Source organism: Terrabacter carboxydivorans (assembly GCF_039532035.1).
Taxonomy (GTDB): Bacteria; Actinomycetota; Actinomycetes; order Actinomycetales; family Dermatophilaceae; genus Terrabacter; species Terrabacter carboxydivorans.
Map to the genome: position 1 here is coordinate 92918 of NZ_BAAARE010000015.1, position 26992 is coordinate 119909.

Consider the following 26992-nt stretch of genomic DNA (forward strand, 5'->3'; position numbering starts at 1 on the left):
GGTCAGCGGAGCCAGCGCAGCAGGGCGGCCTCGGCGTCGACGTACTGGTGGACGGGGCAGCGCTCGTCGTCCATGTGCGCGAGGTTGGGGTCGCCGGGCCCGTAGTTGACGGCCGGGATGCCGAGCGCCGAGAAGCGCGCGACGTCGGTCCAGCCCTCCTTGGGGTTGACCTCGACGCCGAGGGCCTCGATGAAGGCCTGGGCGGCGGGCAGGTGCAGCCCCGGGCGCGCACCGTCGGCGGCGTCGGTGAGCGTCACGTCGAAGCCCTCGAAGACGCGGCGCACGTGGGCCAGCGCCTCCTCGGTGTCCTTGTCGGGCGCGTAGCGGTAGTTGACCGTGACGGTGCAGCGGTCGGGGACGACGTTGCCGGCGATGCCGCCGCTGATGCCGACGGCCTGCAGCGCCTCGTGGTAGTCGAGCCCGTCGACGGTGATGGTCTCGGCCTCGTAGGCGGTCAGGCGTGACAGCACCGCCGCGGCGTCGTGGATCGCGTTGTGGCCCTTCCACGGACGGGCCGAGTGGGAGGCAATGCCCTTGGTGACGATCTCGACGCGGAGGGTGCCCTTGCAGCCACCCTCGATGGCGCCGTTGGTCGGCTCGAGCAGCACGGCGAAGTCGCCGGCGAGCAGCTCGGGGTCGGTCTCGGCGAGGATGGCCAGGCCGTTGTACTGGCCCTCGATCTCCTCGCACTCGTAGAAGAGGAAGGTGAGGTCGCGGGTGGGCTCGGCGACCTCCGCCGCGATCCGCAGCATGACGCCGACGCCGCCCTTCATGTCGACCGTGCCCCGGCCCCAGAGCTCGCCGTCGACGTGCCGGGTGGGCAGGTTGGGCACCGAGGTCAGCGGGACGGTGTCGATGTGCCCGGCCAGCACGACGCGCTCCGCCCGGCCGAGGGAGGTGCACGCCACGACGGTGTTGCCGTGGCGGGAGACCTCGAGGTGGGCGAGCGGCCGCAGGGCCGCCTCGATGGCTCCGGCCAGTGCCGCCTCGTCCCGGCTCACCGACTCGATGTCGCACACGGCCGCCGTCAGCGACGTCACGTCGGCCGAGAGGTCGAGGGAGACGGAGGTGGTCGGGTCGGCGGACGAGGAGGTCGACGGCATACGCCGAAGGTTATCCGCAGCCCCCGCCCCGGCGGAGGGCAGCGGGGGCGCCGGACGCGGCGCGGCGTCCGCGGCGTGGGTCGCCGTCACACTCCGGCCCCGACGCCCCATATCCTTGCGGCCATGTCGGAGCGCAACGCATGGGGTCACGGACTGACGACGATCACGGACGACGGGCAGGTGCTCGACACCTGGTTCCCGCAGCCCGCCCTCGGTGACCGCCCCGCGGACGCCGCGGCGCCGGAGGGGCTGGACGCGCTCGTCGGGACCGACGAGGCGCGCCGGGTCCGCACCGAGGTCCGTCTCGTCGAGATCGACCTCGACGCCGCCCCCGCGGACGCGCCCGACGCCTACCTGCGCCTGCACCTGCTCTCGCACTGCCTCGTCCGGCCGAACACCGTCAACCTCGACGGCGTCTTCGGCACCCTGCCCAACATCGTCTGGACGAGCGCCGGCGCCTGCCCGGTCGAGGGCTTCGAGCAGACCCGGCTGCGGCTGCGCGCCCGGGGCCAGCACGTGGCCGTCTACGGCGTCGACAAGTTCCCGCGGATGACCGACTTCGTCGTGCCGCAGGGCGTGCGCATCGCCGACGCCGACCGCGTGCGGCTCGGCGCCCACCTCTCGGCCGGCACGACCGTCATGCACGAGGGCTTCTGCAACTTCAACGCCGGCACCCTCGGCACCTCGATGGTCGAGGGCCGCATCGTGCAGGGCGTCGTCGTCGGCGACGGGTCCGACATCGGGGCCGGGGCCTCGATCATGGGCACGCTCTCCGGCGGTGGCACGGAACGCGTCAGCATCGGCGAGCGTTGTCTCGTCGGAGCCAACGGTGGCATCGGCATCGCGCTCGGCGACGACTGCGTCGTCGAGGCCGGGCTCTACGTGACGGCGGGCACGAAGGTGACGCTTCCCGACGGCACCGTGGTCAAGGCCAAGGAGCTGTCGGGCTCGAGCAACGTGCTCTTCATCCGCAACAGCGTGACCGGTGCCGTCGAGGCCCGCGACCGCAAGGGAACCGGCATCACGCTGAACGCCGCGCTCCACGCCAACGACTGACCTGACCGGCCCGACCCGGTTCAGCACAGAGCCGGACCACCCGAGGACCAGACCCCCATGCCGACGAAACGACCGGGCCCGACCCTTGCCGACTCGCGGCGCCGCTCACCGGCGCGTCGCCGTCGCCGGTGGGTGACCGTGCTGCTCGTGCTCGCCGTCCTCGGCACCGCCGGGTGGTTCGGGGCGCGCTTCCTCATCCAGAGCGTCGTCAACCCGCAGTGCACGATCCAGGCTGCCGGGACCACCGAGACCTTCGACCCGGACCAGACGGCCAACGCAGCGCTCATCTCGGCGCTGTCGGTCAAGCGCGGCCTGCCGCCTCGGGCGGCGACCATCGCGCTGACCACGGCGTTCCAGGAGTCGAAGATCCGCAACCTGCGCTACGGCGACCGTGACTCCTTGGGCCTGTTCCAGCAGCGGCCCAGCCAGGGGTGGGGCACGGCGGAGCAGATCCTCGACCCCGTCCACGCGACGAACGCCTTCTACGACGCCCTCGTGAAGTTCAAGGGCTACGAGACGGCCGACATCACCACGATCGCCCAGCAGGTGCAGAAGAGCGGCTTCCCCGAGGCCTACCGTGACCACGAGGGGCAGGGCCGCGTGCTCGCCTCGACCCTGACCGGCCACTCCCCCGCGGGACTCACGTGCCGCCTCGACGCGGTGAAGTCGAGCGCCAGCCCGCAGCGCGTCGCGAGCGACCTCGTCCAGCAGATGGGGGTGAGCTCGGCTCGACCCGGCTCCGGCTACCTCACCGTCACGGCGCGGGACACGACCACCGCGTGGGCCGTCGCCCAGTGGGCCGTCGCGCGTGCGGAGATCTACGGCGCCACCAAGGTCAGCATCGGCGACCGCGCCTGGCTGCGCTCGGCCGGCGACGAGGGCTGGTCGCGGGGCGTGGCCGGCACGACGGTCACGATCAACCTCGGCTGAGCCACCCGGCATACACCACCCGGGGCACGCCCTCCCCGACACCGGGCCCGCCTGCGCAGGGCCACCGGGGAGCACGACCACCCGGCAGACGGCGATCCGGCACAAGGCCACCCCGCGCTCGGGTCACGCGTCCACCGTGGGGTACGCGAACGGCCCGCCCCGCTGGTGCGGGACGGGCCGTCGTGCGGTCCGGTGAGCGCGTGGCTCAGGCGGGATAGCTGCGCTCGGCCTCGCCGGTGTAGATCTGGCGCGGGCGGCCGATCTTCGTCTCGGGGTCGGTCATCATCTCGCGCCACTGGGCGATCCAGCCCGGGAGGCGGCCGATGGCGAAGAGGACCGTGAACATCTTCGACTCGAAGCCCATGGCCTTGTAGATGAGGCCGGTGTAGAAGTCGACGTTCGGGTAGAGGCGTCGCTCGACGAAGTAGTCGTCGGCGAGCGCGATCTCCTCGAGGCCCTTGGCGATCTCGAGCAGCGGGTCGTTCTGGCCGAGCTTCTCGAGGATGTCGTCGGCGGCCTTCTTGATGATGGCCGCGCGCGGGTCGTAGTTCTTGTAGACGCGGTGCCCGAAGCCCATGAGGCGGACACCGTCCTCCTTGTTCTTGACCTTCTCCATGAACTTCTTCGGGTCGTCGCCCGACTCGTGGAGCTTGCCGAGCATCTCGAGGACGGCCTGGTTGGCGCCGCCGTGCAGCGGGCCCGACAGGGCGTGGATGCCGGCCGAGACCGAGTTGAAGAGGTTCGCGTGGGCCGAGCCGACGAGGCGCACCGTCGAGGTCGAGCAGTTCTGCTCGTGGTCGGCGTGCAGGATGAAGAGCAGGTCGAGGGCCTTGGCGACGGTCGGGTCGACCTCGTAGGGCTCCACGGGGTAGCCGAACGTCATCCGCAGGAAGTTCTCGACGAACGACAGCGAGTTGTCGGGGTACATGTACGGCTGGCCGACGCTCTTCTTGTGCGCCATGGCCGCGATCGTCGGCAGCTTGGCGAGCAGGCGCACGGTCGAGATCTCGACCTGCTCCTGGTCGAAGGGGTCGAGGCTGTCCTGGTAGAACGTGCCGAGCGCCGACACGGCCGAGCTGAGCACCGGCATCGGGTGGGCGTCACGCGGGAAGCCGTTGAAGAAGGCGCGGAGGTCCTCGTGCAGCATCGTGTGCCGACGGATGGAGTCCTCGAAGCGCGTCAGCTCCTCGGGGGTGGGGAGCTCGCCGTAGATGAGCAGGTAGGAGACCTCGACGAACGTCGACTTCTCGGCCAGCTCGGCGATCGGGTAGCCGCGGTAGCGCAGCACGCCCTCGTCGCCGTCGATGTAGGTGATCGCGCTCTTGCACGACGCGGTGTTGACGAACCCGACGTCGTAGGTGACGAGGCCGGTCTCCTTGAGCAAGGACCCGACCCCCAGTCCGTCGTTGCCCTCGACGGCGCCGACTCCCGGGAACGTGAGTTCCTTGTCTGCGACCCTGAGTGTCGCGTCCACTGCCTTCGTCACTGTTCCTCCGCCTCCTGTAACTCCGGCCCACGATCGCCGGACGTATCCGCGAGCGACGTTACCCCAGCGTCGGGTCCGCTGAGAAAACAGGTCCACCCCTATACCACCGCCCGAGGGCGTGCGTGGCAGGCGTCGACGTGAGGCGTCAGAGCCGGGAGCAGGCGGCGGCGATGCGCTCGTCGGTGGCCGTCAGCGCGATCCGCACGTGCTGCGCCCCGGCGGCGCCGTAGAAGGCACCGGGCGCCACGAGGATCCCGCGGTCGGCGAGCTCGGAAACCGTTGTCCAGCAGTCCTCCCCGCGGGTGGCCCACAGGTAGAGCCCCGCCTCGGAGTGGTCGACGCGCAGCCCTGCACGCGTGACCGCATCCAGGAGGAGCTCTCGCCTGCGGGCGTATGCCGTCCGCTGCGTCTGCACGTGCGCGTCGTCGCGCAGGGCGACCGCCATCGCGTGCTGGACGGGTGTGGGCATGATCATGCCGGCGTGCTTGCGCACCTCGAGGATCGTCCCGATGATCGCGGGGTCCCCGGCCACGAACGCCGCGCGGTAGCCGGCGAGGTTGGACTGCTTGGAGAGGGAGTAGACCGCGAGCAGGCCCGTGTGGTCGCCGCCGCACACGTCGGGGTGCAGGATGCTCGGGGTGGACGTGCCGACGTGCCCCTCGCGCCAGTCGAGCTCGGCGTAGCACTCGTCGCTCGCGACGACGACGCCGTGCTGGCGCGCCCACGACACGACCTTGCGGAGGTGGTCGACGCCGAGCACCTGACCGTTGGGGTTGCCGGGACTGTTGAGCCACAACAGCTTCGGCGTCGTGGCGGCCGTCAGCGGGCCGAGGCTCGTCAGCGACTGGGCCACGACGGCCGTGGCACCGGCGATGCGTGCCCCGATGTCGTAAGTGGGGTACGCGACGGCCGGGATGCCGACGACGTCACCGGCACGCAGCCCGAGCAGCGTGGGCAGCCACGCGACGAGCTCCTTGCTGCCGATGGTCGGCAGCACCGCGTCCGGCGTCAGGCCGGGGACGCCGCGACGGCGCTCGAACCACTCGCAGATCGCGGCGCGCAGGTCGGCGGTGCCGACCGTCAGGGGGTAGCCCGGGGCGTCGGCCGCATCGGCCAGGGCACGGCGCACGACCTCGGGCGTCGGGTCGACGGGGGTGCCGACCGACAGGTCGACGATGCCGTCCGGATGCGCGACCGCTCGCGCCTTGTAGGGCGCGAGCGAGTCCCACGGGAAGTCCGGCAGGTCGAGCCCACGCACGGACGCGCCGGGCACGACGGGCACGGTCACTCGTCGTGTTCCTGCGGCGGGAGCGCCTCGATGAGCGGGTGGTCCTTGTCGATGACGCCGAGCTTGGCGGCGCCGCCGGGGCTGCCGAGGTCGTTGAAGAACTCGACGTTGGCGTTGTAGTAGTCGGCCCACTGCTCGGGGACGTCGTCCTCGTAGTAGATCGCCTCCACGGGGCAGACAGGCTCACAGGCACCGCAGTCGACGCACTCGTCGGGGTGGATGTAGAGCGACCGCTTGCCCTCGTAGATGCAGTCGACCGGACACTCCTCGATGCAGGCACGGTCCTTCAGGTCGACGCAAGGCTGGGCGATGACGTAGGTCATGGGGGTGCGGACCTCCTGCTGTGGAGCGTTCGGGAGCGGATGCTGCACCGCCTAGTATGCCGGACATGAACCGCGAGCCCACCGACGGCCCCACGGATGAGACCAACCTGCACGCGGGCACCGAGGGCTCTCGCGGGACGAGCTCGCAGGGCGGTCCGTCTCACGTCGCTCGGGGCGCCACGGACACCCCCGGCCACCGGCTCAGCGCGGCGCTGACGGTCGGCAGCCGCGTCGTCGTGCGCTACCGGCTGGCCGAGGGCGCCGAGGCGGGTGCCACCGACTTCCTGGGCGAGCTCGTCGCCCGTGACGACGACTTCCTCGTGGTCGACACGAAGACCGAGCGGGTCAAGCTGATCCGAGCCGACGTCATCGCCGCCAAGGACGTGCCGCCTCCGGCGAGCCGGCCCGGGCACGCGCACGAGCGGATCTCGGCCGACGACCTCGAGAAGCTCATGGCCAAGGGGTGGCAGGCCCTCGACCGCGGCGGCCTCGGGGACTGGGTGCTGCGCGCCTCGGAGGGATTCACCGGACGCGCCAACTCCGCGCTCGTCGTCGGCGACCCGAGCCTGCCCCTGCCCCAGGCGATCGACTTCGTCGAGAAGTGGTACGACGGCCGCGGCCGCCCGACGGTCTTCCAGGTGCACGGCGAGCGCGGGTTCGACGTCGGGACCGACCCGGTCGCGGCCGCCCTGCTCGAGCGCGGTTACATCGTGGGCGGTGGCCGTGACGACTGGCAGCGGGTGCTGATCATGACCGGGCTGTCCGCCGCCGTCCCGCCGCTCACCGAGGAGTCGGTCCCGGTCACGGCCGATGCCGAGCTCAAGCTGGACTGGCTCCAGGCCTACGCCGAGCAGCGCCCGATCGTCCCGGGTGCGACCGAGGCCGTCCTGACGGGCAGCGAGGGCCAGCTCTTCCTGTCGGTGACCGACCCGCAGAGCCACCGCATCATCGCCCTGGCGCGCATGGCCATCCACCCGGGCTGGGCCGGCATCTTCGGCCTGTGGGTGCACCCCGACCACCGCCGCGAGGGCCTCGCGAGCACGCTCGTCTCGGCGGTGGCCATGGTGGCGCGCGAGAACAACATGCCGGCCATCTACCTGCAGGTCTCCGCCGACAACACCGACGGGGTCGCCTTCTGGCAGGAGCTCGGCTTCGGCGTGCACCACGAGTACACCTACCTCAGCCGCCCGACCGCCTGAGGCGTCGACGGCGCTCGCGTCGGCTCCGCCGGAGCGCCCGCGGGGCATCGGCGCCCGCGCGTCAGGGCGGCGTCGCGCGCGGGTTGGTGCAGATGATGTGGTCCTCGGGGACGTAGTGCGTCGTCACGGGCTCGCTGCGCACCAGGTCGGTCGAACCGGGACGTCGCCACTGTCTGGTGACCGTCACGTCGAACCCCGGGTTGGGCTGCTGCGGATAGCACTTCAGGGTGTCGTTGCGGATCGTCCTGGGAGGCACGATGTTTCGCCGTGGGCCCTTGACCGATGTGACGTCCCACGTCTTCGTGCTCCACACGCGGCCGTGCACGTTGCCGCCCTCGACCCAGGTCTGAAGGAGCATCCCGTAGGGGGTGTCGTTCTTCCACTTGTTGTCGATGGTGGGCCAGTAGACGGTCGCCTCGCGACCCTCCGGGTAGCGCGGGATGTAGAACGCGTGCGGGCTGAACTGGAGGAAGTCGACGCCCGAGAAGTAGGCCAGGTTGTAGACGACCGTCGAGACCTGGCTGATGCCTCCCCCGGTGCCACGGGTCAGGCGCCCGTCGATGATGACGGTGCCGTCGGCATACCCCTTGTCCTCGGTGCGTTCGCCGAGGATGGCGTTGAGGCTGAACGTCCCTCCCGGTGGGACGTAGGTGCCGTTCAGGTGCTTCGCGGCGACGACGAGGTTGTTGGTGCGCGTCGGGTCGTTCGTCGGGAACGGTGAGCTGAAGTCGGCGACGAGCTCGTTGACCCCCGCCTTCTGGGCGTCCTCGGTCGTGAATGGCGGGCTGGCCTTGGCCGGGCTGACGTCGACGGTGCGGTCGGCGCCCGAGATGGCGGTCACGGCCCGGGCGGCCAGCGCGTTCTCGTCGACCGTCAGGCCGTCGACCGACGGCACGAGGCGGGGCTTGCCGTTGTCGGCCTCGAACTCCCAGCGGGCGCTGCTCGCCGCGCGCGTCGTCACCTTGACCTTGCTGGCGACCAGGCGCGCGAGCGCCGTCTCGTCGAACCGGGGCGTGAGGGTGCCGGAGGCGTCGGCGACGACGGAGACGGTGGGGGCGAACTCCGACGGGTCGAGCCGGGCCCGGGTCGTGCCGGACACCAGCGTCAGCGGCTCGGACATCGCCGTGCTCCCGAAGTCCGAGGCCATCGCCTCGACCGCGTCGGCGCTCACGAGGGGCGGGGTCTCGCGCACGACGGCGGTGGCCTGCGTGGAGTCGGGGAAGGCCCTGCGGAGCGCCAGCTTGGTGCCGGCCACGTCGAGCTCGTGGCCCGGGACCGGCATGTCGACGGCCACGGAGCCGCCGGGGAAGGTGACCCGGCCCTCGACCGGCGCGACCGCGACCGTGGGGGCGATCCGGCCGACGTAGGCGGTCAGGGCGTCGTCGTCGACGCTCGTCAGCAGCGGAGCCCGCACCGAGCCCGTGAGCCGGTCCCAGACCACGCGGGGGTCGAGCGTGAGGCCGGTCAGCCCGTCGAGCGAGCGGTCGGCGTCGACGGCCAGCCCGGCCTCGCGCGGCACCACCGGGACCGGCTCGTCCCGACCCGGGACGCTGAGGGAGATGGGGGTGGCGAGGAGGGTGCGCGACCCGGCCTCGATGGCCGCACGCGCCGAGGTCGGGGTCATGCCTCCGACCTGGATGCCGCCGACAGACACCGAGGCGGGGACGTGCTCCGAGGACCACAGGCACAGGCCGGTGTAGCCGCCGCCGAGGACGATCGCCGCCACGAGCAGGCGCAGGGCGGTGGAGCGTCGCTCGCGCCGCGTGTCGTCGTACCAGTCGTCGGCCATGAGCTCTCCGGGCAGGGGACATCGAGTGGCACGAAGGTAACCCCGGACGGCCGCCAAACCCGCGAGGCAGCGCCGTCACCCGGCACACGTCGGGCGGTCGCCCCGCTCCCCTTCACGGCTCCGCTCTCGCGGGGAGGCGCCTCAGCCGAGCAGGCCAGCCTCGCCCGGCTCGACCGCGTCCCCGACCGTCTCCCAGGTCAGGGGGTCGACCCGACGGAAGCCCTCGCGACCCGTCGTCCGCGCCGCCACGAGGTTGGAGAGGGCGTGGACGTCCTCGCTCGCCACGATGACCTGGGTCGCGTGCGCGCGCAGGGCGTCGTTCTGTGTCGCGCGGGCCGCCTCGTCAACGACGGCGTGCGTCACGAGGGCGTCATCGACGACGGACGGCGGGAACGGGTGGACGAGGTCGGGCACGACGAGGCGCGGCGCCTCGGGCGAGCCTGTTCCGAGGTCCTGCTGGCTCCACCACGCGGACGTGTCGAGCAGCGCGGGGTCAGCCGCGCGCAGCCACTGCCGGTCCTCGCGCGCCCACCCCGCGGGCGTGAGGATCTCGTAGACGCGCGCGGGGCGGTCGGCGGGGCCGAGCAGCTCGAGGGCGCGGCGCGTCACGCGGTGCGTCTGGATGTGGTCGGGGTGACCGTAGCCGCCGTGGTCGTCGTAGGTGACCACGACGTCAGGGCGCACCTCGCGCACCACGTCGGCGACGAGGGCGCCGGCCACGTCGAGGTCGGCCGCGGCGAAGGCGTGGGGGTGGGCCGCGGCGGCCGAGCCCGCCATGCCGGAGTCGCGGTAGAGCGAGAGCCGCCCTGCGGCGTCGTCGGCGCCGAGCAAGTGCATGACGGCGCCGATGCGCTCGAGCGCCTGCGTCAGCTCACCGTGCCGGTGGGGGCCGAGCCTGTCGTCGGGGTCGCCCTCCAGGTGCGCGAGACCGGGCGGGATGACCTCGCCCTCCTCCCCCAGCGTGCACGTCAGCACGTGCACCTCGTCGCCGCGCGCGACGTGGTGGGCCATGGCGATCCCGCACGTCAGCGTCTCGTCGTCGGGGTGGGCGTGGACGAAGAGCAGTCGCGACACGGTGGGCACCTCTCGGGTCAGCGGGTCAGCGGGGTCGGCGGAGGCCCGGCGTCACCGGACGGCCACCGTGGCGAGGTCGACGATCCCACCGACGGCGTGGTCCTCGTAGAACCGGACGCCGGAACCGTGCAGGTAGAGCGCCTTGGTCGCCGAGAGCGCGATGTAGCCGCCCTCGTCGCGCAGCGTCCGGTCGGCCTGCTCCCACACCTTGGCGCGAGCGCGGGCGTCGGGCGTCACGTCGGCCTTGTCGATGAGGGCGTTGACGGCGGAGCTGTTGAAGTAGCCGACGTCCTGTCCCGGCCCGGTCGAGTCGATGTTGATGCGCGAGTCGAACAGCGCCGGCAGAACCCCGCCCGCGGACGGCCAGTCCGGGGTCCACACCCCGCGGAAGACGTCGAAGGAGGAGACCGACGACGGCTTCTCGATCGTCTCGTAGTACTTCTCGGCCGGGACCCCGGTGAGGTCGACCTGGAAGCCGGCACGCTCCCAGCCGGCCGCCAGCGCGGCGTAGGCCTTGTCACCGAGCACCGAGCGGGCGTAGACGACGCGCAGGGGCACGGGCAGCTTGACGCCGGCCTGCTGCAGCACGCGGCGCGCGCCCTCCGGGTCGCCCTCGACACCGGCGCCCGGGGGCGGGTTCACCGACTCGGGGTCGACGGTCGGAGACAGGATCGACCACGTCGGCGTGCCGGCCCCCTCACCGCCGGTGGCGGTGACGTACGTCGCCCGGTTCGTCGACAGGGCCAGGGCCTTGCGCACGGCCGGGTCCGAGATCACCTTGCTGCGCATGTTGAGGGCGAGGTAGTCGACGTTGCCCGTGTAGGGGAAGGTCAGGCGCGCCTGGAGGCCCGTGCCGGCCTGGTTGCGCAGGGTGGGGCTCGCCTGCACCCACGACACGGCATACGCGTCGTCGTCCTGCTGGTTGAGCAGCCGCTGGATGACGGTCTGCTCACCGAGCCCCGAGGTCACCTGGATCTCGTCGGGGCAGGCGCGGCGGATGGGGTCGGTGCGCGGGTCCCAGTGCTCGTTGCGCACGAAGGTGCCCCCCTGCCCGACCACCCACGGGCCCTTGAGCCGGTAGGGCCCGCTCGACATGACGGCATACGACGCCTTGTCGCTCTTCGTGTCGGAAGAGGCCTTGCGCGGCGCGAACTCCGGAAGGGCCACGATGTGCGGGAAGTCGGGCTCGGAGTCACGCAGCCGGAAGGTGATCGTCGACCCCTTGCACGACACGGCCCGCTCGAAGTCCGCCTGGTGCGCGGTGTCGCCCGGCCCGGAGTAGACGGGCTTCTCGAGGCCCTCCGGCGTCACCTGCGTCGGGATGTCGAGCAGGAAGCTGGCGTAGTTGGTGCCGCCGATGTGGGTGCGCCGGTCGAAGGTGCGCGCCACGCCGTGCCGCACGTCGTCGCACGTGATCGGCGAGCCGTCCTGCCACGTGACCCCCGGACGGAGCGTGAAGGACCACGTGCGGGCCCCGTCGCTCGGCGTGCCGGTGGTGGTGGCGAGGTCGGCCTGGACGTCGCGCTGGTGGTCGCCCGTGCCGTATGCCGTCAGGCCGCGCGCGAAGGTCCGCTGGGCGAAGAACGCCTCAGGGCCGACGTACATCAGCTGGGGGTCCCACGTGGCGATCGTCCCGGCGACGAGCACCTGCAGGGCGCCGCCCCGCTGGGGCTGCCCCGTCGACGCCGACGGGGCAGAGCCCAGCGCGGCCTGGGTGCTCGCGGGCTCGCTCGAGCCCGTGCACGCCGCAGCGGTGGCTGCCAGGATGGCAGCCCCGACCGCGGCAGCGAGCGACCTCGTCAGCCCACGCACCACGCCGCGACCTCCGACCGGCACCGGTCGGTCAGCCTTCGGCCTTCGCCGCCGAACGCGCGCGGGACGCCGTTCGGGCGCGCTCGCCGGCGTCGAGGACGACCTTGCGGATGCGGACCGACTCGGGCGTCACCTCGACGCACTCGTCCTCGCGGCAGAACTCGAGGCTCTGCTCGAGGCTGAGCTTGCGCGGCGGCACGATCTTCTCGAAGTTGTCCGAGGAGGAGGCGCGCACGTTGGTGAGCTTCTTCTCCTTGGTGATGTTGACGTCCATGTCGTCCGCGCGCGAGTTCTCGCCGACGATCATGCCCTCGTAGACCTCGGTGGTCGGGTCGACGAAGAGCGTGCCGCGCTCCTGGAGGTTGACCATGGCGTAGGAGGTGACGACGCCCTTGCGGTCCGAGACGAGCGAGCCGCTCGTGCGGGTCGTGATGGCGCCGAACCACGGCTCGTAGTCCTCGAAGACGTGGTGGGCGATGCCCGTGCCGCGGGTCTCGGTGAGGAACTCGGTGCGGAAGCCGATGAGGCCACGGCTCGGCACGAGGAACTCCATGCGGATCCAGCCGGTGCCGTGGTTGGTCATCTGCTCCATGCGGCCCTTGCGGGCGGCCATGATCTGGGTGATCGCGCCGAGGAACTCCTCGGGGGTGTCGATCGTGAGGCGCTCGACGGGCTCGTGGACCTTGCCGTCGACCTCGCGCGTGACGACCTGGGGCTTGCCCACGGTCAGCTCGTAGCCTTCGCGGCGCATCTGCTCGACGAGGATGGCGAGCGCGAGCTCGCCTCGGCCCTGGACCTCCCACGCGTCGGGGCGCTCCGTGTTGAGGATGCGCAGCGACACGTTGCCGATGAGCTCCTTGTCGAGGCGGTCCTTGACCATGCGGGCCGTGACCTTGGAGCCGCGGACCTGGCCGACCATCGGGCTCGTGTTGGTGCCGATCGTCATCGAGATGGCCGGCTCGTCGACCGTGATGAGCGGCAGCGGGATCGGGTTCTCGGGGTCGGCGAGGGTCTCGCCGATGGTGATGTCGGGGATGCCGGCCACGGCGATGATGTCGCCGGGGCGCGCCTCCTCGGCGGGCTTGCGCTCGAGGGCCTCGGTCATGAGCAGCTCGGTGATCTTGACGCGCTGCTGCGAGCCGTCGTGACGGCACCACATGACCTGCTGGCCCTTCTTGATCGTGCCGTTGAAGACACGGAGCAGGGCGAGGCGGCCGAGGAAGTTGGAGGCGTCGAGGTTGGTGACGTGGGCCTGGAGGGGCGCCTCGTCGTCGTAGGTCGGCGCGGGGATGGTCTCGAGGATGGTCTCGAAGAGGGCCTCGAGGTCCTCGCCGACCGGGAGGCCACCGTTGTCGGGGCGCTCGGTCGAGGCACGACCGGCCTTGGCCGAGGCGTAGACGATCGGGAAGTCTATCTGCTCCTCGGTCGCGTCGAGGTCCATGAACAGCTCGTAGGCCTCGTCGACGACCTCGGCGATGCGCGAGTCGGGACGGTCGACCTTGTTGATGCAGAGGATGACCGGCATCTTCGCGGCGAGCGCCTTGCGCAGCACGAAGCGGGTCTGGGGCAGCGGGCCCTCGGAGGCGTCGACGAGGAGCACGACGCCGTCGACCATCGACAGGCCGCGCTCGACCTCGCCACCGAAGTCGGCGTGGCCGGGGGTGTCGATGATGTTGATGGTGACGCCGTCGGTGAGGCCGCGGTCCTGGGCGGCCTTGCCCGTGTAGTGCACCGCGGTGTTCTTCGCGAGGATCGTGATGCCCTTCTCGCGCTCGAGGTCACCGGAGTCCATCGCGCGCTCGTCGACGTGCTGGTGCTCGCCGAACGCGCCGGACTGCCAGAGCATCTTGTCGACGAGGGTGGTCTTGCCGTGGTCGACGTGGGCGACGATGGCGACGTTGCGGATGTCCGCGCGGGTCTTCATGGGCATGAGGAACAGTCTCTCAGGGTTTTGAGGGTGGTTCGGACCACGTCGTCGTGGGGTCGTGCGGTGAGGTCAGGCGTGGCGCTCGGGGCCAGGGTGCGTGCCGGGACGGTCCCGCAACATCGACTCGAGCGTCTCGACGATCGGCAGGTCTGCGGGCAGCCACCCGACCGAGCCCAGCTCGTCGAGCCCGAGCCAGCGCAGCTCGTCGTGGTCCTCGATCGGCTCCGGTGTGCCCTCGACGACCTCGGCGAGCCACACCAGCATCTCGTAACGGTCGCCGAGCGGCCAGGTGGAGCCCGGCTGCGGACCCGGCACGTGCGGCCCGAGGCGCACGGTGACGCCGAGCTCCTCGCGCAGCTCCCGGTGCAGGGCGAAGAGCGGCGACTCACCGTCGTCGACCTTGCCACCCGGCAGCTCCCAGCCGCCGGCGAGGGCGGACGGCTCGGTGCGACGGGCCGACAGCAGGCGGGTCGGGCGCTCCAGGTCGTCGACGACGGCGGCCCCGACGACGAGGCGCACCGGGTGCGGGATGGGGGCTGGGCTGCTCATGGCGCCACCGATGGTGCCACAGCCGGACGACCGACGGGGGTCTCCCGGGCGTCCGGTGGGCTACGGGCAGGAGCCGCTCCCGCCGGTGGGAGCGCCCCCGCCCGCCGCCGCATGGGCGTTTACTGGACTGCATGACACGACGGCTGACCGACGAGGAGATCGAGCGCCAGCTGGGCGACCTGCCCGACTGGACGCGTGACGGCGACACCCTGCGGGCCTCGTTCGAGGCACCCGCGTTCCTCACGGGGATCGCGCTCGTGCAGGAGGTGGGGGCCGCGGCGGAGACGATGGACCACCACCCCGACATCGACATCCGCTGGCGCACGGTCTCGTTCGCGCTGTCGACGCACTCCGAGGGTGGCCTGACCCAGCTCGACGTCGAGCTCGCGCACCAGATCAGCCAGGAGGCCGCGCGGCGCGGCGCCGTGGCGACCACCTGACGCCGAGCCGGACGGGGTGGTCGCGTAACTTAGGATTGCCTCATGCGATCCCACTCACGCTCCGACTCGCGCGCCGAGTCCCGGGAGGGCCATAGTCCCTGGCCGGACCCGGTCCGGCCGACCCTGACCCACCACTCGCTCGCTCGGGTGGTGATCGCATGAGCACCGTCCTGGGCATCGTCCTGGGCATCGTCCTGATCCTGGCCCTGACGGCCGCGACGGGCTACTTCGTGGCCCAGGAGTTCGCGTATGTCGCGGTCGACCGCAACGCCCTCAAGCAGCTTGCCGCCAGCGGTGACGCCGCTGCCGAGCGCGCCCTGCGCGTCACCTCCCAGCTGTCCTTCACGCTGTCGGCCGCCCAGTTCGGCATCACCGTGACCGCCCTGCTCGTCGGCTACGTCTCCGAGCCGCTCGTCGGTGCCGGCATCGCCGGGCTGCTCGACCCCTCGATGTCGTATGCCGCCCGCCTCAGCCTGTCGGTCACCGCCGTCCTCGTCTTCTCCACCGTCGTCCAGATGGTCTTCGGCGAGCTGGCCCCGAAGAACCTCGCCATTGCCCGCACCGTGCCGCTGGCCCGGTCGCTGAGCCGGTCCACCCTGCTCTACCTGCGGCTCGCCGGACCCGTCGTGCGCCTCTTCGACCGCGCGTCGACGACCCTGCTGCGCAAGGTCGGCATCGAGCCGGTCGAGGAGCTCGAGCAGGGCGCGACCGCCGAGGACCTCACCCGCATCATCGACGAGTCGCACGCCGGCGGCCTGCTCGACGACGACCTGTCCGACGTGCTCGAGGGCGGCCTGCGCTTCCGCGAGCTCGACGCCGGCGACGTCATGACGCCGCGCGTGCGCGTCACGACGGTGCACGCCGACGCCACGGTCGCCGACCTCGTCGACCTGCTCGACACCGGGTGGTCGCGCTTCCCGGTGACGGGCCGCGACGGCGACGACATCGTGGGCGTGGCCGGCCTCGCCGAGGTGCTCGCCACCCCGCTCGAGGCTCGTGCGACCACGCCCGTCGGCACCGTGGTGTCCGAGGCCACCGTCGTGCCGACGAGCGCACCGCTCCCCCGCGTGCTCGAGCAGATCCGGGCCGACCACCGCCAGCTCGCGGTCGTCGTCGACGAGCACGGCGGCTTCGCCGGCATCGTCACCTTCGAGGACATCGCCGAGGAGGTCGTCGGCGAGATCCTCGACGAGGACGACGTGCCCGAGCCCGGTGTCGTCGAGACCGCGCCCGACACCTGGCGCGTCCCGGGACACCTGCGGATCGACGAGCTCGACACGGCCACCGACCTGCACCTCACGAGCAGCGACGAGTACTCCACGATCAGCGGACTGATGCTCGAGGACCTCGGGCGCACCGCGGTCGTCGGCGACGAGGTCCTCCTGCAGGCCCGTCGGGAGGTCGCTCTCGAGCGCCTCATCGACGGCGAGTCCCCCTCTGCCGCAGACGAACCCGTCGAGTCTCGGGAGGACCACCCCGAGCCCGAGAGCCGCCACCTGCCGGTGTCGGTGCGCCTCACGGTCGAGGCCGTCGAGCGGCACGTGCCGTCGTCGGTGCGCATCGAGGTGCTGGACCTCATGTCCGACCTCGAGTCGCTCGGCTCCGACCGAGAGCCCGACCCTGCCGACACCGACCCTGCCGACACCGACGCCACGACGGAGGCCGGTCGATGACCACCGCCCTGCTCATCTCGCTCCTGCTCCTCGTCCTCAACGCGTTCTTCGTCGCCGCGGAGTTCGCCCTCGTCGCCAGCAAGCGGCACCGGCTCGAGGTCCTGGCCGAGCGCGGCAGCGTCGCGGCCCGTGCGGCGGTGCGCGGCAGCCGCGAGCTCTCGCTCATGCTGGCCGGCGCGCAGCTCGGCATCACCCTGTGCACCCTCGGCCTCGGCTCGCTGGCCAAGCCCGCCGTGGCCGAGCTGCTCACCCCTGTGTTCACCTTCGTGCGCGTCCCCGACGCGGCGGCATACGTCGTCTCGGTCGTCCTGGCCGTCGGGATCGTCGTCTTCCTGCACATGGTCGTCGGCGAGATGGCCCCGAAGTCCTGGGCCATCGCCCACCCCGAGCGCTCGGCGGTGCTGCTGGCCCTGCCGTTCCGCGGTTTCGCGTGGGTCATGCGGCCGGCGCTCAGCCTGCTCAACGCCATGGCCAACGGCTGTCTGCGCCTCGTCGGCGTCACCCCTCAGGACGAGCTCGGCCAGGTCCACGGGCCCAAGGAGCTCCAGCTGCTCATCGCCAGCTCGAAGGACCACGGCATGCTCGCCGAGCCGGAGCACCGGGTGCTCGCGGGAGCCATCGACCTCGACACGACGCCGCTTCGTGACGTCGTCGTGCCGCGCGAGCGGTTCGTCGCCGTCACCACGACCGCGTCGTGCGCGGAGGCGGAAGTCGTCTCTCGTGACACGGGACGCTCACGGCTGGTCGTCCTCGAGGGCGACCTCCCCGTGGGGGTGGTGCACGTGCGCGACATCGTGCGAGCCGCGCCAGGCCAGCCGGTCACGACCGTCACGACCCCCGCGGTCCACGTCGACGCCGAGCTCTCCCTGCTCGACGCCGTGTCGACCATGCGGGCCCAGCAGGCGCAGCTCGTCCTCGTCGACGGGCCGTCCGGGCCGGTCGGGCTCGTGACCATGGAGGACCTGCTGGAGCGGGTCCTGGGTCAGTTCGACGACGAGACGGACGGCTGAGCCGCGACCGTCGGCCGGCCTAGAGCACGTCGATCTTGGCCGGTCCGGCGAAGTGGCAGGCGACCTCGTGGTTGCCGATCTTCTGCACGAGTGGGATCTCCGTGGTGCACCGCTTGCGCTCGGACTCGCCCAGCTCCTCACGGAAGCGCGGGCAGCGGGTGTGGAAGACGCAGCCCGAGGGCGGGTTGATGGGAGAGGGCAGGTCGCCCTTGAGCAGGATCCGCTCGCGCTTGTTCTCCTTGCGGGGGTCCGGGATCGGCACGGCCGACAGCAGGGCCTGCGTGTAGGGGTGGAGCGGGTTGGCGTAGAGCTCGTCCCGGTCGGCGACCTCCATGAACTTGCCGAGGTACATCACCGCCACCCGGTCGCTGATGTGGCGGATGACGGACAGGTCGTGGGCGACGAAGACGTAGGTCAGGTCGTACTCGGTCTGGAGGTCCTCGAGCAGGTTGACGACCTGCGCCTGGATCGACACGTCGAGAGCCGAGACCGGCTCGTCGCAGACGATGAGCTTGGGACGCAGGGCCACGGCCCGGGCGATGCCGATGCGTTGACGCTGGCCGCCGGAGAACTCGTGCGGGTAGCGGTTGTAGTGCTCCGGATTGAGGCCCACGCGCTCCATGAGGCTCTGGACCTCGGCCTTGACGCCGCCCTCAGGGGTGATCCCCTGGATGTCGAACGGCGCGGCAACGATCGTGCCGATGGTCTGGCGCGGGTTGAGCGAGCCGTAGGGGTCCTGGAAGACCATCTGCATCTCGGTCCGCAGCTTGCGCAGGTCGTTGCCGTGGACGCCCGTGATGTCGCGGCCGTTGTAGTGGATCGTGCCGCCCGTGGGCGCGAGCAGCTGCAGCATCGTGCGCCCGGCCGTGGACTTGCCACAGCCGGACTCGCCCACGAGGCCGAGGGTCTCACCGCGGTTGACCGTGAAGGAGATGCCGTCGACGGCCTTGACCGGGTCGGACGCTCGCCGGATGATGCCCGAGGTGCGCGTCGGGAAGTGCTTCTGGAGGTCCTTGACCTCGAGGATCACGTCGGACTCAGGGTGGGTGGTGGTCACGATGAGGGCGTCCTAATCTCCGTGTCAAAGATCGCCTTGCGCTTCGGTGCCGGGATGAGGCACCGGACGGGGTGCCAGTCGTGCACGTCGAACTCGGGAACGATGGTCGAGCACCCGAGGTTCTCGTCGTCGCGGTAGGCGCAGCGGGTGTGGAAGGCACAGCCCGAGGGGGGGCTGATGAGCGAGGGGGGGTTGCCGGGGATCGGCCGGAGGCGGTCCAGGCGCTCCCGGTCGATGCGGGGCATCGACTGCAGCAGGCCCCAGGTGTAGGGGTGCTCCGGGGAGTAGAAGGTCTGGTCGGCGGTGCCGCCCTCGACCGCCTTTCCGCCGTACATGACCATGATCTTGTCGGCCATCTCGGCCACCACCCCGAGGTCGTGGGTGATGATGATGATCGCCGCGTTGATGTCCTTCTGCAGGTCGACCAGCAGGTCGAGGATCTGGGCCTGCACGGTGACGTCGAGGGCCGTCGTCGGCTCGTCGGCGATGACGAGGCGCGGGCTGTTGACAAGCGCCATCGCGATCATCGCGCGCTGGCGCATGCCGCCCGAGAACTCGTGCGGGTACTGGTCGATGCGCTTCTGCGGGTTGGGGATCCCGACCCGCTCGAGCATGTCGATGACGTGCGCACGCGCCGCGGACTTCGAGGCCGACCCGTGGTGGACCTTGTAGGCCTCGATGATCTGGTTGCCCACCGTGTAGTACGGGTGCAGGGCCGAGAGCGGGTCCTGGAAGATCATGGCGATGTCGCGCCCGCGCATGACCCGCAGCTCTTCGTCCTCGAGCTTGAGCAGGTCCTTGCCGTCGAAGCCGATGCTCCCCTCGACCTTGGCGCGCGTTCCCCGGTGCAGGCCCATGATGGCCTGGCTCGTCACGGACTTGCCCGACCCGGACTCGCCCACGATGCCGAGGGTCTCACCGGCGTTCAGGTCGAAGGTGAGGCCGTTGACGGCCTTGACGAGTCCGTCCTCGGTCGGGAAGGTCACCTTGAGGTCGCGAACGGAGAGCAGTGCGTCGCTCGTCCCCTCCGTGGGCACCCACGTGCTCATGCGTTGTCCAATCCTTGATGGTGCAGCGGCGGTGCCGGGTCAGCTGTACTTGACGCGTGGGTCGATGACTGCGTACAGCACGTCGACCACGATGTTGGCGGTGATGACGAACGTCGCGGCCACGAGCACGATGCCGACCGTGACCGGGAGGTCGTAGGTCGTGGCCGCCATGACGGCGGTGCGTCCGAGTCCGTCGTAGTTGAAGACCTGTTCGGTGATGATCGTGCCACCGAGGAGACCACCGAGGTCCAGACCTGCCACCGTCGCGATGGGGGTCAGGGCGCCGCGGAGCGTGTGCTTGAAGAGGATCCGTCCCGACGTCAGGCCCTTGGCCTGCGCTGTGCGCAGGTAGTCCTCGCCCTTGACCTCGAGGACGAACGCGCGCGTGAGTCTGATGTAGCCCGCGATGTAGACGAGGGCGAGGGTCAGGGCAGGTAGGAAGAGTCCCTGCAACCACATCCCGACGCCTCCGTCGGCGATGGAGGTGTAGGCCGGCACGGGGACGATGCCCCACTTGAGCGCGAGGAAGACGTAGAGCCCCAAGCCGATGAAGAAGGTCGGGAAGGCATAGAAGACGAGGGCGCTGCCGACGATGGCCCGGTCGGCCAGCGACCCCTTGCGCAACGCGGCCACGATGCCGAGTCCGACGCCGGCGATCATCCACATGATGAAGGCCGCGACGGCGAGGGAGGCCGACACGGGGAGCTTCTCGACGATGATGTCGCGCACCGGCCTGCTCGACTGCGGCGAGTAGCCCAGGCACGGGGCCGGGCAGTCGGCGATCGTCTCGGGGGCGGACTTCTTCAGAGCCGGGTCCTTGGGGAACTCGCTGCCGACGAAGATGCCCTTGGTGAAGTCGACCCAGTAGGACAGCACGGGCTGGTCGTAGCCGAGCGCCTTGCGGTTCTGCTCGAGGAGCTCCGGAGTGCAGTTCTTCCCGCACGTGTAGCGCGCCGGGTCGACGGGACTGGCGAAGAACAGCACCATCGTGACGAGCGACATGGCCAGGATCATGACCATGCCTGCAGCCACTCTGCGGACGATGTACGCGAACATGTGCGAGGTCGCCCCCCGAAGGGGGGCCCGTCCTTCCGGTAGTGGGGGTGGGGCGTGTGTGACGGGGTGGAGCGAGCATCGGAAAGGGTGGGGGGCGGGCGTGGCCGCCCCCCACCCGGTGCGTCAGCTCATCTCAGAGCCGCCGCACCGATCCGATGTGTCAGGACTTGTTGACGCTGATGACGCCGAGGTCCGGGAACTGGCTGACAGCCGGGTTCTGGTTGTAGTTGCCGACACCCGAACCGTGCAGGAAGTAGAAGTTCTGGATGTAGTTCGGGATGTAGGCGACGTCCTTGCCGAGGAACGCGTCCAGCTCCTGCCACTTGGCGTTCGCTGCGTCCGCGTTCGGAGCAGCAGCGGCCTCGTCCATGATCTTCTCGGCGTCGGGGTTCTTGTAGTTGCCGTAGTCCTGGCCGTTGGACTTGCCGGTCAGGTTGATGCGCGAGTCGAACAGGGCCGGCAGCACCGTGAAGATGGACGGGTAGTCAGCACCCCAACCACCCTCGGTGACGTCGAACGAGTTGTTGGACGGGTTCTGGATCACGTCGTAGTACGTGTCCGTCAGGGGCGCCAGCTTGACGTTGAAGCCTGCCTTGTCCCAACCGGACTTCAGGGCCGCCGCAGCGTTGTCGCTGGTCGGCGTGCCGCCCTGGTAGGTGTACGTGATCGGGTACGGCATCGGCACACCGGCCTCCTGGAGCAGCTTCTTCGCCGCAACCGGGTCACCCGCCGGGTTCATGCTGGCGAACGCCGGGTTCTCCTTGTAGCCGGGCAGGTCCGGGGCGACGAGGCTCTTGGCGAGCGTCGCGGCCTTGGCACCACCGAGGGCGTTGATGTAGCCGGTGTGGTCGGTCGACAGGGCGAGCGCCTGACGGACCTTGAGGTTCTTCATCTTGTTGAAGTTCGGCAGGATGTAGAACGTGTAGGGCGAGGGGACGTTGGTTGCACGCTTCGCCACGTCACCGGTGATCTGGTTGTAGAAGGCCGGCGGGATCGAGCGGTCCGTGATGGCGTACTTGTCGTTGCCACCGTCGGCGATGAGACGCTGGGTGATGATCTCGTTGGTCAGACCCTCGGTGAACACGAACTTGTCCGGGTTCGCCTGGCGGTTGCCGTCGGTCTTCGGGTCGTACTGGTCGTTGCGCACGAACGTGGCGCCCGAGCCCTTCGTCCACTTGCCACCCTCGGCCTTGTAGGGGCCGTTGGAGAAGATGACGAAGTTGTTCTTGTCGCCCTGGTCCTTGTCCTGACGGAACGGGGCGGCGAAGTTGAGGCCGGCGATGGCCATGGGGAAGTCGGCCCACGGCTTCTCGAAGTTGAAGGTCAGCACGTTGCCGTTGCAGGTGACGGCCTTGTCGTAGACCTCCTGACCGGTCTTGAGGTACGGGCCCTTGTAGGCCTTGGCGACCGTCGGGAGGAAGTTGAGCGGGTAGATCGACGGTCCACCGGTCAGGACGTCGGTGGCGAAGTTGCGCGAGAAGCCGTACTTGAAGTCCTCACACGTGGTGGGCTTGCCGTCCTCCCACTTGACGCCGTCCTTGATCGTGAACGTCCACTTCTTGCCGCCGTCCTCGCTCTTGCCCGTGTCGGTGGCGACGTCGGGAATCGGGACGATCGCGTCGGCGCCGGACTTGCCCGCCGGGAACTGCAGGAGACCGCGGTAGACCAGTCGCTGCTGGTTGAAGATGTCACGCCCGATGTAGGTGCGCTGCGGGTCCATGTGCTCGGCGGGACGCTTCGTGAGCATGTAGATGGTGCCGCCCTTCTGGGCACCGCCTGCTGCATTGGACCCGGAAGCCGTGCTCCCCGTGGTGCCACCCCCGCCGCACGCGGAAACTCCGAGCACGGAGGCGACCCCCAGAGCTGCGAGGGCCGTAGTCCTCTTCCTGCTGCTCATACCACTCCTTTGTGAAACGCACCGATGTAACGGCGCACCCACCCTCGTGCGGTTGCCGAGGGCAATCTTCCCTGTGCCTGCGCCTGCGCAGAAGCCGTGACAGAAGGCATCATCGGTCCGCCTTCGGGTCGAGGGCGTCGCGCAGGCCGTCGCCGAGCAGGTTGAAGCTCAGCACGACCGTGGCGATCGCCAGACCGGGGACGAGGAAGAAGATGGGGACGCTCGAGGCGTAGTTGACCGAGTTGGCCAGGATGTTGCCGAGCGTCGGGGTGGGGGGCTTGATGCCGACCCCGAGGAAGGACAGTGCCGCCTCTGCGGAGACGTAGGCCGGGAGGACCAGCGTGCCGTAGACGAGGATCGGCGCCCACAGGTTGGGCAGCAGCTCCTTGAAGTAGATCCTCCGGTTGGAGGCTCCGAGGCTGCGTGCCGCCTCGACGAACTCACGCTCCCTCATCGAGAGCACCTGGCCGCGGATGATGCGCGCGAAGGTGGGCCAGCCGAAGAAGCCGAGCACGAAGATGATGTAGAGGCCCGTCGCGACGTTGTCGTTGGGCACCACCTTGCCGATGATGTCGATGAACATGCCGGACAGGGCCAGCAGCATCAGGGTCACCGGGAAGGCGAGGACCATGTCCGCGAGACGGGAGATCGACCAGTCGGCCCACTTGCCGAGGAAGCCGGCGATGAGGCCGAGCACGGTGCCGACGACGACTGCGATGAGCGTGGCGCTGATCGCCACGATGAGCGAGAACGTCAGCCCGAGGACGACGCGGGACAGCGTGTCGCGGCCGGTGCCGGGCTCGACACCCAGCGGGTGCGTCCACGACATGCCGCCGAACGCCCCACGCGGGTAGCCGCCGAGAGCCGGGTCGATCAGCTCGGGGTTGAAGTCGTTGGGCTTGAGGATGCCGATCGCGTCGAGGATCGGGGCCAGCACCGCCATGAGCACGACCAGGGCCGCAACGGTGAGGGCGACCATCGAGAGCTTGTCGCGGCGCAGTCGCGCCCGGGCCAGCTGCCACGGAGTGCGACCCTCGATCTTCTTGGCCGCGGGCTCCTGCTCGAGGTCGAACGTCTCATCCGTTGTCCCAGCACCGAACTCGACGTCTCGATGGATCTCGGACACGCCCTCGCCTCACTTCTCGTCGCTCATACCGGTCGTCGATGGACATGACGATCGTCACGAGCACAGCTGCGACTGCATCTCGTGACGGGGACGTTAACGCACCGGCCATCTTCGCGACAGGCTCTTTCGCGGAAAGTCGGAAGTTGGACCCCGGCTGAATCCGAACCGTTATCGTCTCGCAATGTGAAACGTCGGGCCGCGCGCCCGGGACGTGGACGGGCAGCGTCGTCCCGCTCGACCCGGGGAAGCAATTCCCCGCCGCGACGGTTGAGCGTTCCATGAAGGTCGAGATCTGGTCTGACATCGCGTGCCCCTGGTGCTACATCGGCAAGCGCCGCTTCGAGGCGGCCCTGGCCGCCTTCCCGCACCGGGAGGACGTCGAGGTGCAGTGGCGCAGCTACCAGCTGGACCCGACGCTGCCCGACCACCACGACGGCACCGAGCTCGACTACCTCGTCGAGCGCAAGGGGATGTCGCGCGAGCAGGTGTCTCAGATGTTCGAGCAGGTCACCGCGATCGCCGCCGACGAGGGCCTCGCCTACGACTTCGACTCCGTCGTCGTCGCCAACAGCTTCGCCGGGCACGAGCTGCTCCACCTCGCCAAGGCCCGTGGAGTCGGTGAGCAGGTCAAGGAGGCGCTGCTCTCGGCCCACTTCGAGCACGGCGAGGACATCGGTGACGGCGACGTGCTCGTGCGCATCGGTGTCGAGGCCGGTCTCGACGGCGACGAGGTCGTCCGTGACCTCGAGACCCACACGTGGCGTGACGCCGTCGTCGCCGACATCACGGCGGCGGGCTCGCTGGACATCCGGGGCGTCCCCTTCTTCGTGCTGGACGAGAAGTACGGCATCTCGGGGGCCCAGCCGACCGAGCTGTTCACCCAGGCGCTAGAGCAGGCCTGGCGCGAGTCGAACCCGCTCGTCATGGTGTCGCCGACGCCCGGCGCCTCCCCCACCGACGCCGCCGCCTGCGGACCCGACGGCTGCGCCATCTGAGCAGCGGGAACGACGGGACCGGGCCGCCCTCGTGGCGTCGCCCGAGACCCGTCCTCAGTCCCTCATGCCCGTCCTCACGCCGTCGCTCCACGTCCGGCCGCGACGAACGGTGCCACCGGGCTGAGCTGGAGCACCTCGTCGAGCCGGCGGGTCATGGCGGTGGCGCCCTCGAGCTGCACGCGACCCGACCGCAGCGCGACGGCCAGGGGCAGCCGGCCGAGCCACACGGCATACAACGACGCGACGTCGCTGCTGATCGTCACGTCCACCGGGAAGCCGGGGTCGCTCATGCACACCGACGGTGTGCCGTGCTCGACAAGGATCCAGAAGCGGCGCGCGTCGTCCGCGAAGCGCAGGTGCAGCACGTGGCGCTCCCCGGCGAGCCCGGAGGTGTCGACGCGGCTGTGCATCCACCAGACGAGCAGCTGCGCGTCCAGCTCCTCGGGGCGCGGGTCGCCGAACATCCACTGCGCTCCCCACGTGGCGAGCCCGAAGACCACCGGCTCGAGCGCCCTGCCTGAGCTCGTCAGCACGTAGCGCGTGCCCGAGCGCTCGACGACGCCGAAGCGCTCGAGGTGGCGCAGCCGCTTCGTCAGCAGGGTGCGCGAGAGGCCCGGCAGCCCGCGCGCGAGGTCGTTGAAGCGCGTCGTGCCCGTCATCATGTCGCGCAGGATGAGCAGCGACCAGCGCTCCCCCACGACGTCGAGCGCACGCGAGATCGGGCAGTACTGACCTGCCCCCGGATCGTGCCGTCCCATGCCCCACCTCCGGTCGGAGGCCGCAGCCGTCAGGCGCCGCGGCCCACCGACCAGTATCGGTCCCGAACGTGGACCGCGTCAGTCCACTTCGAGTACTGGAGGCCGTTCCCCCCGCCGGCGGACGCTGGAGCGAGACGGCCCGGGGGCGCCTCCGGGCCGCACCGTGGCCCGCCACCGAAGGAGGGACCAGGATGACCACGCACACGCAGACGCAGGCGGCGACGGACGCCGATGCGCAGCTCAAGGCCAGGCACGCCGCCATGTGGGCGCTCGGCGACTACGCGGCCGTGGCCCGGGAGGTCATCCCCGGGCTCGGCCGGGTCCTCGTCGACGCCTGCCGCATCGCTCCGGGACAGGACGTCCTCGACGTCGCGGCCGGCACGGGCAACGCCGCGATCCCCGCGGCCCGGGCCGGGGCGCACGTCGTCGCCTGCGACCTCTCGCCCGACCTGCTCGAGATCGGGCGCGGGCTCGCGGTCGAGGCCGGTCTCCGGCTCGACTGGCGACAGGGCGACGCGGAGGCGCTGCCCTTCGGCGACGCGTCGTTCGACGTCGTGATGTCGAGCGTCGGCGTCATGTTCGCGCCGCAGCACGGGCCGGCCGCGGACGAGCTCGTCCGGGTCGCCCGGCCGGGCGCGACCATCGGGCTCGCGAGCTGGACCCCGCAGGGCTTCATCGGGCAGATGTTCGCAGCGATGAGGCCGTATGCCGCGCCGCCGCCTCCCGGCGCCCAGCCTCCGCCGCTCTGGGGCGACGAGGGGCACGTGCGCGAGCTGCTCGGGACTCGCGTCGAGCAGCTGACGGCGCAGAAGCGTGCGCTGCCCGTGCACTTCGACCACCCGGAGGACTTCCGGGACTTCTTCAAGCGGACCTACGGCCCGACGATCTCGACCTACCGGGGCATCGCGGGCGAGCCCGACAAGGTCGCAGCCCTCGACGCAGCCCTGGTCGACCTAGCCCGCGACCACCAGGACGCCTCGGGCGACATGGTGTGGGAGTACCTCCTCGTCACCGCCCGGCGCACCTGAGGCCTCGACGGCGCGGCCCGGGCGAGGCGGCCACGGCGCCACGCGGCGTCACCACCTCGCCCGGTCGGCCCGCAGTCCTAGATGTACTCGGCCTGGACGTTGGTGACAGGTAGACGTTGACGACGAGGAGAGCCTCCGGGTGAGGTGAGGAGTGTCTACGTCCCGCACCGCCCGGAGGCTCTCGTGTCCCACGCTAATGCCCGTCTCAACATCCATGGTCGTCGACTGCTGGTCGACCGCGTCCGCCGCCAGGGCTGGGCCGTGGCCCACGCCGCGAAAGCGATGGGTGTCTCCAGGCAGTGCGCCCACCGGTGGGTGGCACGGTTCGATGCCGAAGGTGAGGCCGGGCTGGCCGACCGGTCCTCGC

General features: G+C 70.6%; 24 protein-coding genes. 9 read left to right on the forward strand and 15 right to left on the reverse strand.

Annotated elements, in window-relative coordinates:
• Positions 1-2: 2 nt before the first annotated feature.
• Positions 3-1103: a succinyl-diaminopimelate desuccinylase gene (gene dapE, locus ABD297_RS16780; protein ID WP_344256190.1), complete on the reverse strand. Its 1101-nt coding sequence runs from the start codon at positions 1101-1103 to the stop codon at positions 3-5.
• Positions 1104-1226: 123 nt separating this feature from the next.
• On the opposite strand from dapE, the gene dapD reads away from it, so the two are divergent.
• Positions 1227-2159: a 2,3,4,5-tetrahydropyridine-2,6-dicarboxylate N-succinyltransferase gene (gene dapD, locus ABD297_RS16785; RefSeq protein WP_344256191.1), complete on the forward strand. Its 933-nt coding sequence runs from the start codon at positions 1227-1229 to the stop codon at positions 2157-2159.
• 57 nt (positions 2160-2216) lie between these two features.
• Complete coding sequence (locus tag ABD297_RS16790) at positions 2217-3089, forward strand: hypothetical protein (RefSeq protein WP_344256192.1); 873 nt, start codon at positions 2217-2219, stop codon at positions 3087-3089.
• A gap of 205 nt (positions 3090-3294) precedes the next feature.
• Here ABD297_RS16790 and ABD297_RS16795 read toward each other — a convergent pair whose 3' ends face one another.
• The 3 genes from ABD297_RS16795 to fdxA form a co-directional block, all read right to left on the reverse strand.
• Entirely contained in the window at positions 3295-4575 is a 1281-nt protein-coding gene (locus ABD297_RS16795) for a citrate synthase (RefSeq protein ID WP_344256193.1), read from the reverse strand.
• 145 nt (positions 4576-4720) lie between these two features.
• Positions 4721-5863: a succinyldiaminopimelate transaminase gene (dapC, locus tag ABD297_RS16800; protein ID WP_344256194.1), complete on the reverse strand. Its 1143-nt coding sequence runs from the start codon at positions 5861-5863 to the stop codon at positions 4721-4723.
• Positions 5860-6186, reverse strand: coding sequence for a ferredoxin (fdxA, locus tag ABD297_RS16805; protein ID WP_020143133.1), 327 nt, complete (start codon positions 6184-6186; stop codon positions 5860-5862). Before fdxA ends, dapC begins: the two co-directional genes overlap by 4 nt.
• A gap of 65 nt (positions 6187-6251) precedes the next feature.
• Between fdxA and ABD297_RS16810 the strand changes: the two genes are divergently transcribed.
• Positions 6252-7385, forward strand: a complete 1134-nt coding sequence (locus tag ABD297_RS16810) for a GNAT family N-acetyltransferase (protein ID WP_344256195.1) — start codon at positions 6252-6254, stop codon at positions 7383-7385.
• A gap of 61 nt (positions 7386-7446) precedes the next feature.
• On the opposite strand, the gene ABD297_RS16815 is transcribed toward ABD297_RS16810, so the two are convergent.
• The 5 genes from ABD297_RS16815 to ABD297_RS16835 form a co-directional block, all read right to left on the reverse strand.
• Positions 7447-9174, reverse strand: coding sequence for a VanW family protein (locus ABD297_RS16815; RefSeq protein ID WP_344256196.1), 1728 nt, complete (start codon positions 9172-9174; stop codon positions 7447-7449).
• Between the two features lie 141 nt (positions 9175-9315).
• The gene (gene mshB, locus ABD297_RS16820) at positions 9316-10248 is read right to left on the reverse strand and encodes an N-acetyl-1-D-myo-inositol-2-amino-2-deoxy-alpha-D-glucopyranoside deacetylase (protein ID WP_344256197.1); all 933 of its coding nucleotides are present in this window, start codon (positions 10246-10248) and stop codon (positions 9316-9318) included.
• Positions 10249-10299: 51 nt separating this feature from the next.
• Positions 10300-12084: an ABC transporter substrate-binding protein gene (locus ABD297_RS16825; RefSeq protein WP_344256198.1), complete on the reverse strand. Its 1785-nt coding sequence runs from the start codon at positions 12082-12084 to the stop codon at positions 10300-10302.
• Between the two features lie 7 nt (positions 12085-12091).
• The gene (gene typA, locus ABD297_RS16830) at positions 12092-13990 is read right to left on the reverse strand and encodes a translational GTPase TypA (protein ID WP_344256199.1); all 1899 of its coding nucleotides are present in this window, start codon (positions 13988-13990) and stop codon (positions 12092-12094) included.
• A 66-nt stretch (positions 13991-14056) separates the two neighbouring features.
• Positions 14057-14536, reverse strand: coding sequence for a (deoxy)nucleoside triphosphate pyrophosphohydrolase (locus ABD297_RS16835; protein ID WP_344256200.1), 480 nt, complete (start codon positions 14534-14536; stop codon positions 14057-14059).
• Positions 14537-14667: 131 nt separating this feature from the next.
• On the opposite strand from ABD297_RS16835, the gene ABD297_RS16840 reads away from it, so the two are divergent.
• The 3 genes from ABD297_RS16840 (at position 14668) to ABD297_RS16850 (ending at position 17659) form a co-directional block, all read left to right on the forward strand.
• The gene (locus ABD297_RS16840) at positions 14668-14976 is read left to right on the forward strand and encodes a 4a-hydroxytetrahydrobiopterin dehydratase (RefSeq protein ID WP_344256201.1); all 309 of its coding nucleotides are present in this window, start codon (positions 14668-14670) and stop codon (positions 14974-14976) included.
• A gap of 158 nt (positions 14977-15134) precedes the next feature.
• A complete protein-coding gene (locus tag ABD297_RS16845; protein ID WP_344256202.1) occupies positions 15135-16649 on the forward strand; it encodes a hemolysin family protein in 1515 nt (504 codons plus the stop codon).
• The gene (locus ABD297_RS16850; RefSeq protein ID WP_344256203.1) at positions 16646-17659 is read left to right on the forward strand and encodes a hemolysin family protein; all 1014 of its coding nucleotides are present in this window, start codon (positions 16646-16648) and stop codon (positions 17657-17659) included. Before ABD297_RS16845 ends, ABD297_RS16850 begins: the two co-directional genes overlap by 4 nt.
• Positions 17660-17678: 19 nt before the next feature.
• Here ABD297_RS16850 and ABD297_RS16855 read toward each other — a convergent pair whose 3' ends face one another.
• The 5 genes from ABD297_RS16855 to ABD297_RS16875 all read right to left on the reverse strand — a co-directional run bounded on the left by ABD297_RS16855 (position 17679) and on the right by ABD297_RS16875 (position 23844).
• On the reverse strand, positions 17679-18716 hold the full coding sequence (locus tag ABD297_RS16855; RefSeq protein WP_344256204.1) for an ABC transporter ATP-binding protein: 1038 nt from the start codon (positions 18714-18716) through the stop codon (positions 17679-17681).
• The gene (locus tag ABD297_RS16860; RefSeq protein ID WP_344256205.1) at positions 18713-19765 is read right to left on the reverse strand and encodes an ABC transporter ATP-binding protein; all 1053 of its coding nucleotides are present in this window, start codon (positions 19763-19765) and stop codon (positions 18713-18715) included. The genes ABD297_RS16855 and ABD297_RS16860 overlap by 4 nt, the downstream gene beginning before the upstream one ends.
• 39 nt (positions 19766-19804) lie before the next feature.
• A complete protein-coding gene (locus tag ABD297_RS16865; protein ID WP_344256206.1) occupies positions 19805-20821 on the reverse strand; it encodes an ABC transporter permease in 1017 nt (338 codons plus the stop codon).
• Positions 20822-20981: 160 nt separating this feature from the next.
• Positions 20982-22718, reverse strand: coding sequence for an ABC transporter substrate-binding protein (locus ABD297_RS16870; protein ID WP_344256207.1), 1737 nt, complete (start codon positions 22716-22718; stop codon positions 20982-20984).
• A gap of 109 nt (positions 22719-22827) precedes the next feature.
• The gene (locus ABD297_RS16875; protein WP_344256208.1) at positions 22828-23844 is read right to left on the reverse strand and encodes an ABC transporter permease; all 1017 of its coding nucleotides are present in this window, start codon (positions 23842-23844) and stop codon (positions 22828-22830) included.
• Positions 23845-24122: 278 nt separating this feature from the next.
• Here ABD297_RS16875 and ABD297_RS16880 point away from each other — a divergent pair, with 278 nt between their 5' ends.
• Complete coding sequence (locus tag ABD297_RS16880; RefSeq protein ID WP_344256209.1) at positions 24123-24839, forward strand: DsbA family oxidoreductase; 717 nt, start codon at positions 24123-24125, stop codon at positions 24837-24839.
• 74 nt (positions 24840-24913) lie between these two features.
• Here ABD297_RS16880 and ABD297_RS16885 read toward each other — a convergent pair whose 3' ends face one another.
• Positions 24914-25597 (reverse strand): winged helix-turn-helix transcriptional regulator, encoded by a 684-nt coding sequence (locus tag ABD297_RS16885; protein WP_344256210.1) that lies wholly within the window; start codon positions 25595-25597, stop codon positions 24914-24916.
• A gap of 191 nt (positions 25598-25788) precedes the next feature.
• Between ABD297_RS16885 and ABD297_RS16890 the strand changes: the two genes are divergently transcribed.
• Positions 25789-26625, forward strand: a complete 837-nt coding sequence (locus ABD297_RS16890; RefSeq protein WP_344256211.1) for a class I SAM-dependent methyltransferase — start codon at positions 25789-25791, stop codon at positions 26623-26625.
• A 183-nt stretch (positions 26626-26808) separates the two neighbouring features.
• On the forward strand, positions 26809-26992 hold a 184-nt coding region (locus ABD297_RS16895; RefSeq protein WP_344256212.1), incomplete at its 3' end, for a leucine zipper domain-containing protein.

Bases quoted from the DNA above. Each gene is read 5' to 3' on its own strand.
- dapE (WP_344256190.1), bottom strand. From the start codon at position 1,103: ATGCCGTCGACCTCCTCGTCCGCCGACCCGACCACCTCCGTCTCCCTC.
- dapD (WP_344256191.1), top strand. From the start codon at position 1,227: ATGTCGGAGCGCAACGCATGGGGTCACGGACTGACGACGATCACGGAC.
- ABD297_RS16790 (WP_344256192.1), top strand. From the start codon at position 2,217: ATGCCGACGAAACGACCGGGCCCGACCCTTGCCGACTCGCGGCGCCGC.
- fdxA (WP_020143133.1), bottom strand. From the start codon at position 6,186: ATGACCTACGTCATCGCCCAGCCTTGCGTCGACCTGAAGGACCGTGCC.
- ABD297_RS16810 (WP_344256195.1), top strand. From the start codon at position 6,252: ATGAACCGCGAGCCCACCGACGGCCCCACGGATGAGACCAACCTGCAC.
- ABD297_RS16815 (WP_344256196.1), bottom strand. From the start codon at position 9,174: ATGGCCGACGACTGGTACGACGACACGCGGCGCGAGCGACGCTCCACC.
- typA (WP_344256199.1), bottom strand. From the start codon at position 13,990: ATGCCCATGAAGACCCGCGCGGACATCCGCAACGTCGCCATCGTCGCC.
- ABD297_RS16835 (WP_344256200.1), bottom strand. From the start codon at position 14,536: ATGAGCAGCCCAGCCCCCATCCCGCACCCGGTGCGCCTCGTCGTCGGG.
- ABD297_RS16840 (WP_344256201.1), top strand. From the start codon at position 14,668: ATGACACGACGGCTGACCGACGAGGAGATCGAGCGCCAGCTGGGCGAC.
- ABD297_RS16845 (WP_344256202.1), top strand. From the start codon at position 15,135: ATGAGCACCGTCCTGGGCATCGTCCTGGGCATCGTCCTGATCCTGGCC.
- ABD297_RS16850 (WP_344256203.1), top strand. From the start codon at position 16,646: ATGACCACCGCCCTGCTCATCTCGCTCCTGCTCCTCGTCCTCAACGCG.
- ABD297_RS16860 (WP_344256205.1), bottom strand. From the start codon at position 19,765: ATGAGCACGTGGGTGCCCACGGAGGGGACGAGCGACGCACTGCTCTCC.
- ABD297_RS16865 (WP_344256206.1), bottom strand. From the start codon at position 20,821: ATGTTCGCGTACATCGTCCGCAGAGTGGCTGCAGGCATGGTCATGATC.
- ABD297_RS16870 (WP_344256207.1), bottom strand. From the start codon at position 22,718: ATGAGCAGCAGGAAGAGGACTACGGCCCTCGCAGCTCTGGGGGTCGCC.
- ABD297_RS16880 (WP_344256209.1), top strand. From the start codon at position 24,123: ATGAAGGTCGAGATCTGGTCTGACATCGCGTGCCCCTGGTGCTACATC.
- ABD297_RS16885 (WP_344256210.1), bottom strand. From the start codon at position 25,597: ATGGGACGGCACGATCCGGGGGCAGGTCAGTACTGCCCGATCTCGCGT.
- ABD297_RS16890 (WP_344256211.1), top strand. From the start codon at position 25,789: ATGACCACGCACACGCAGACGCAGGCGGCGACGGACGCCGATGCGCAG.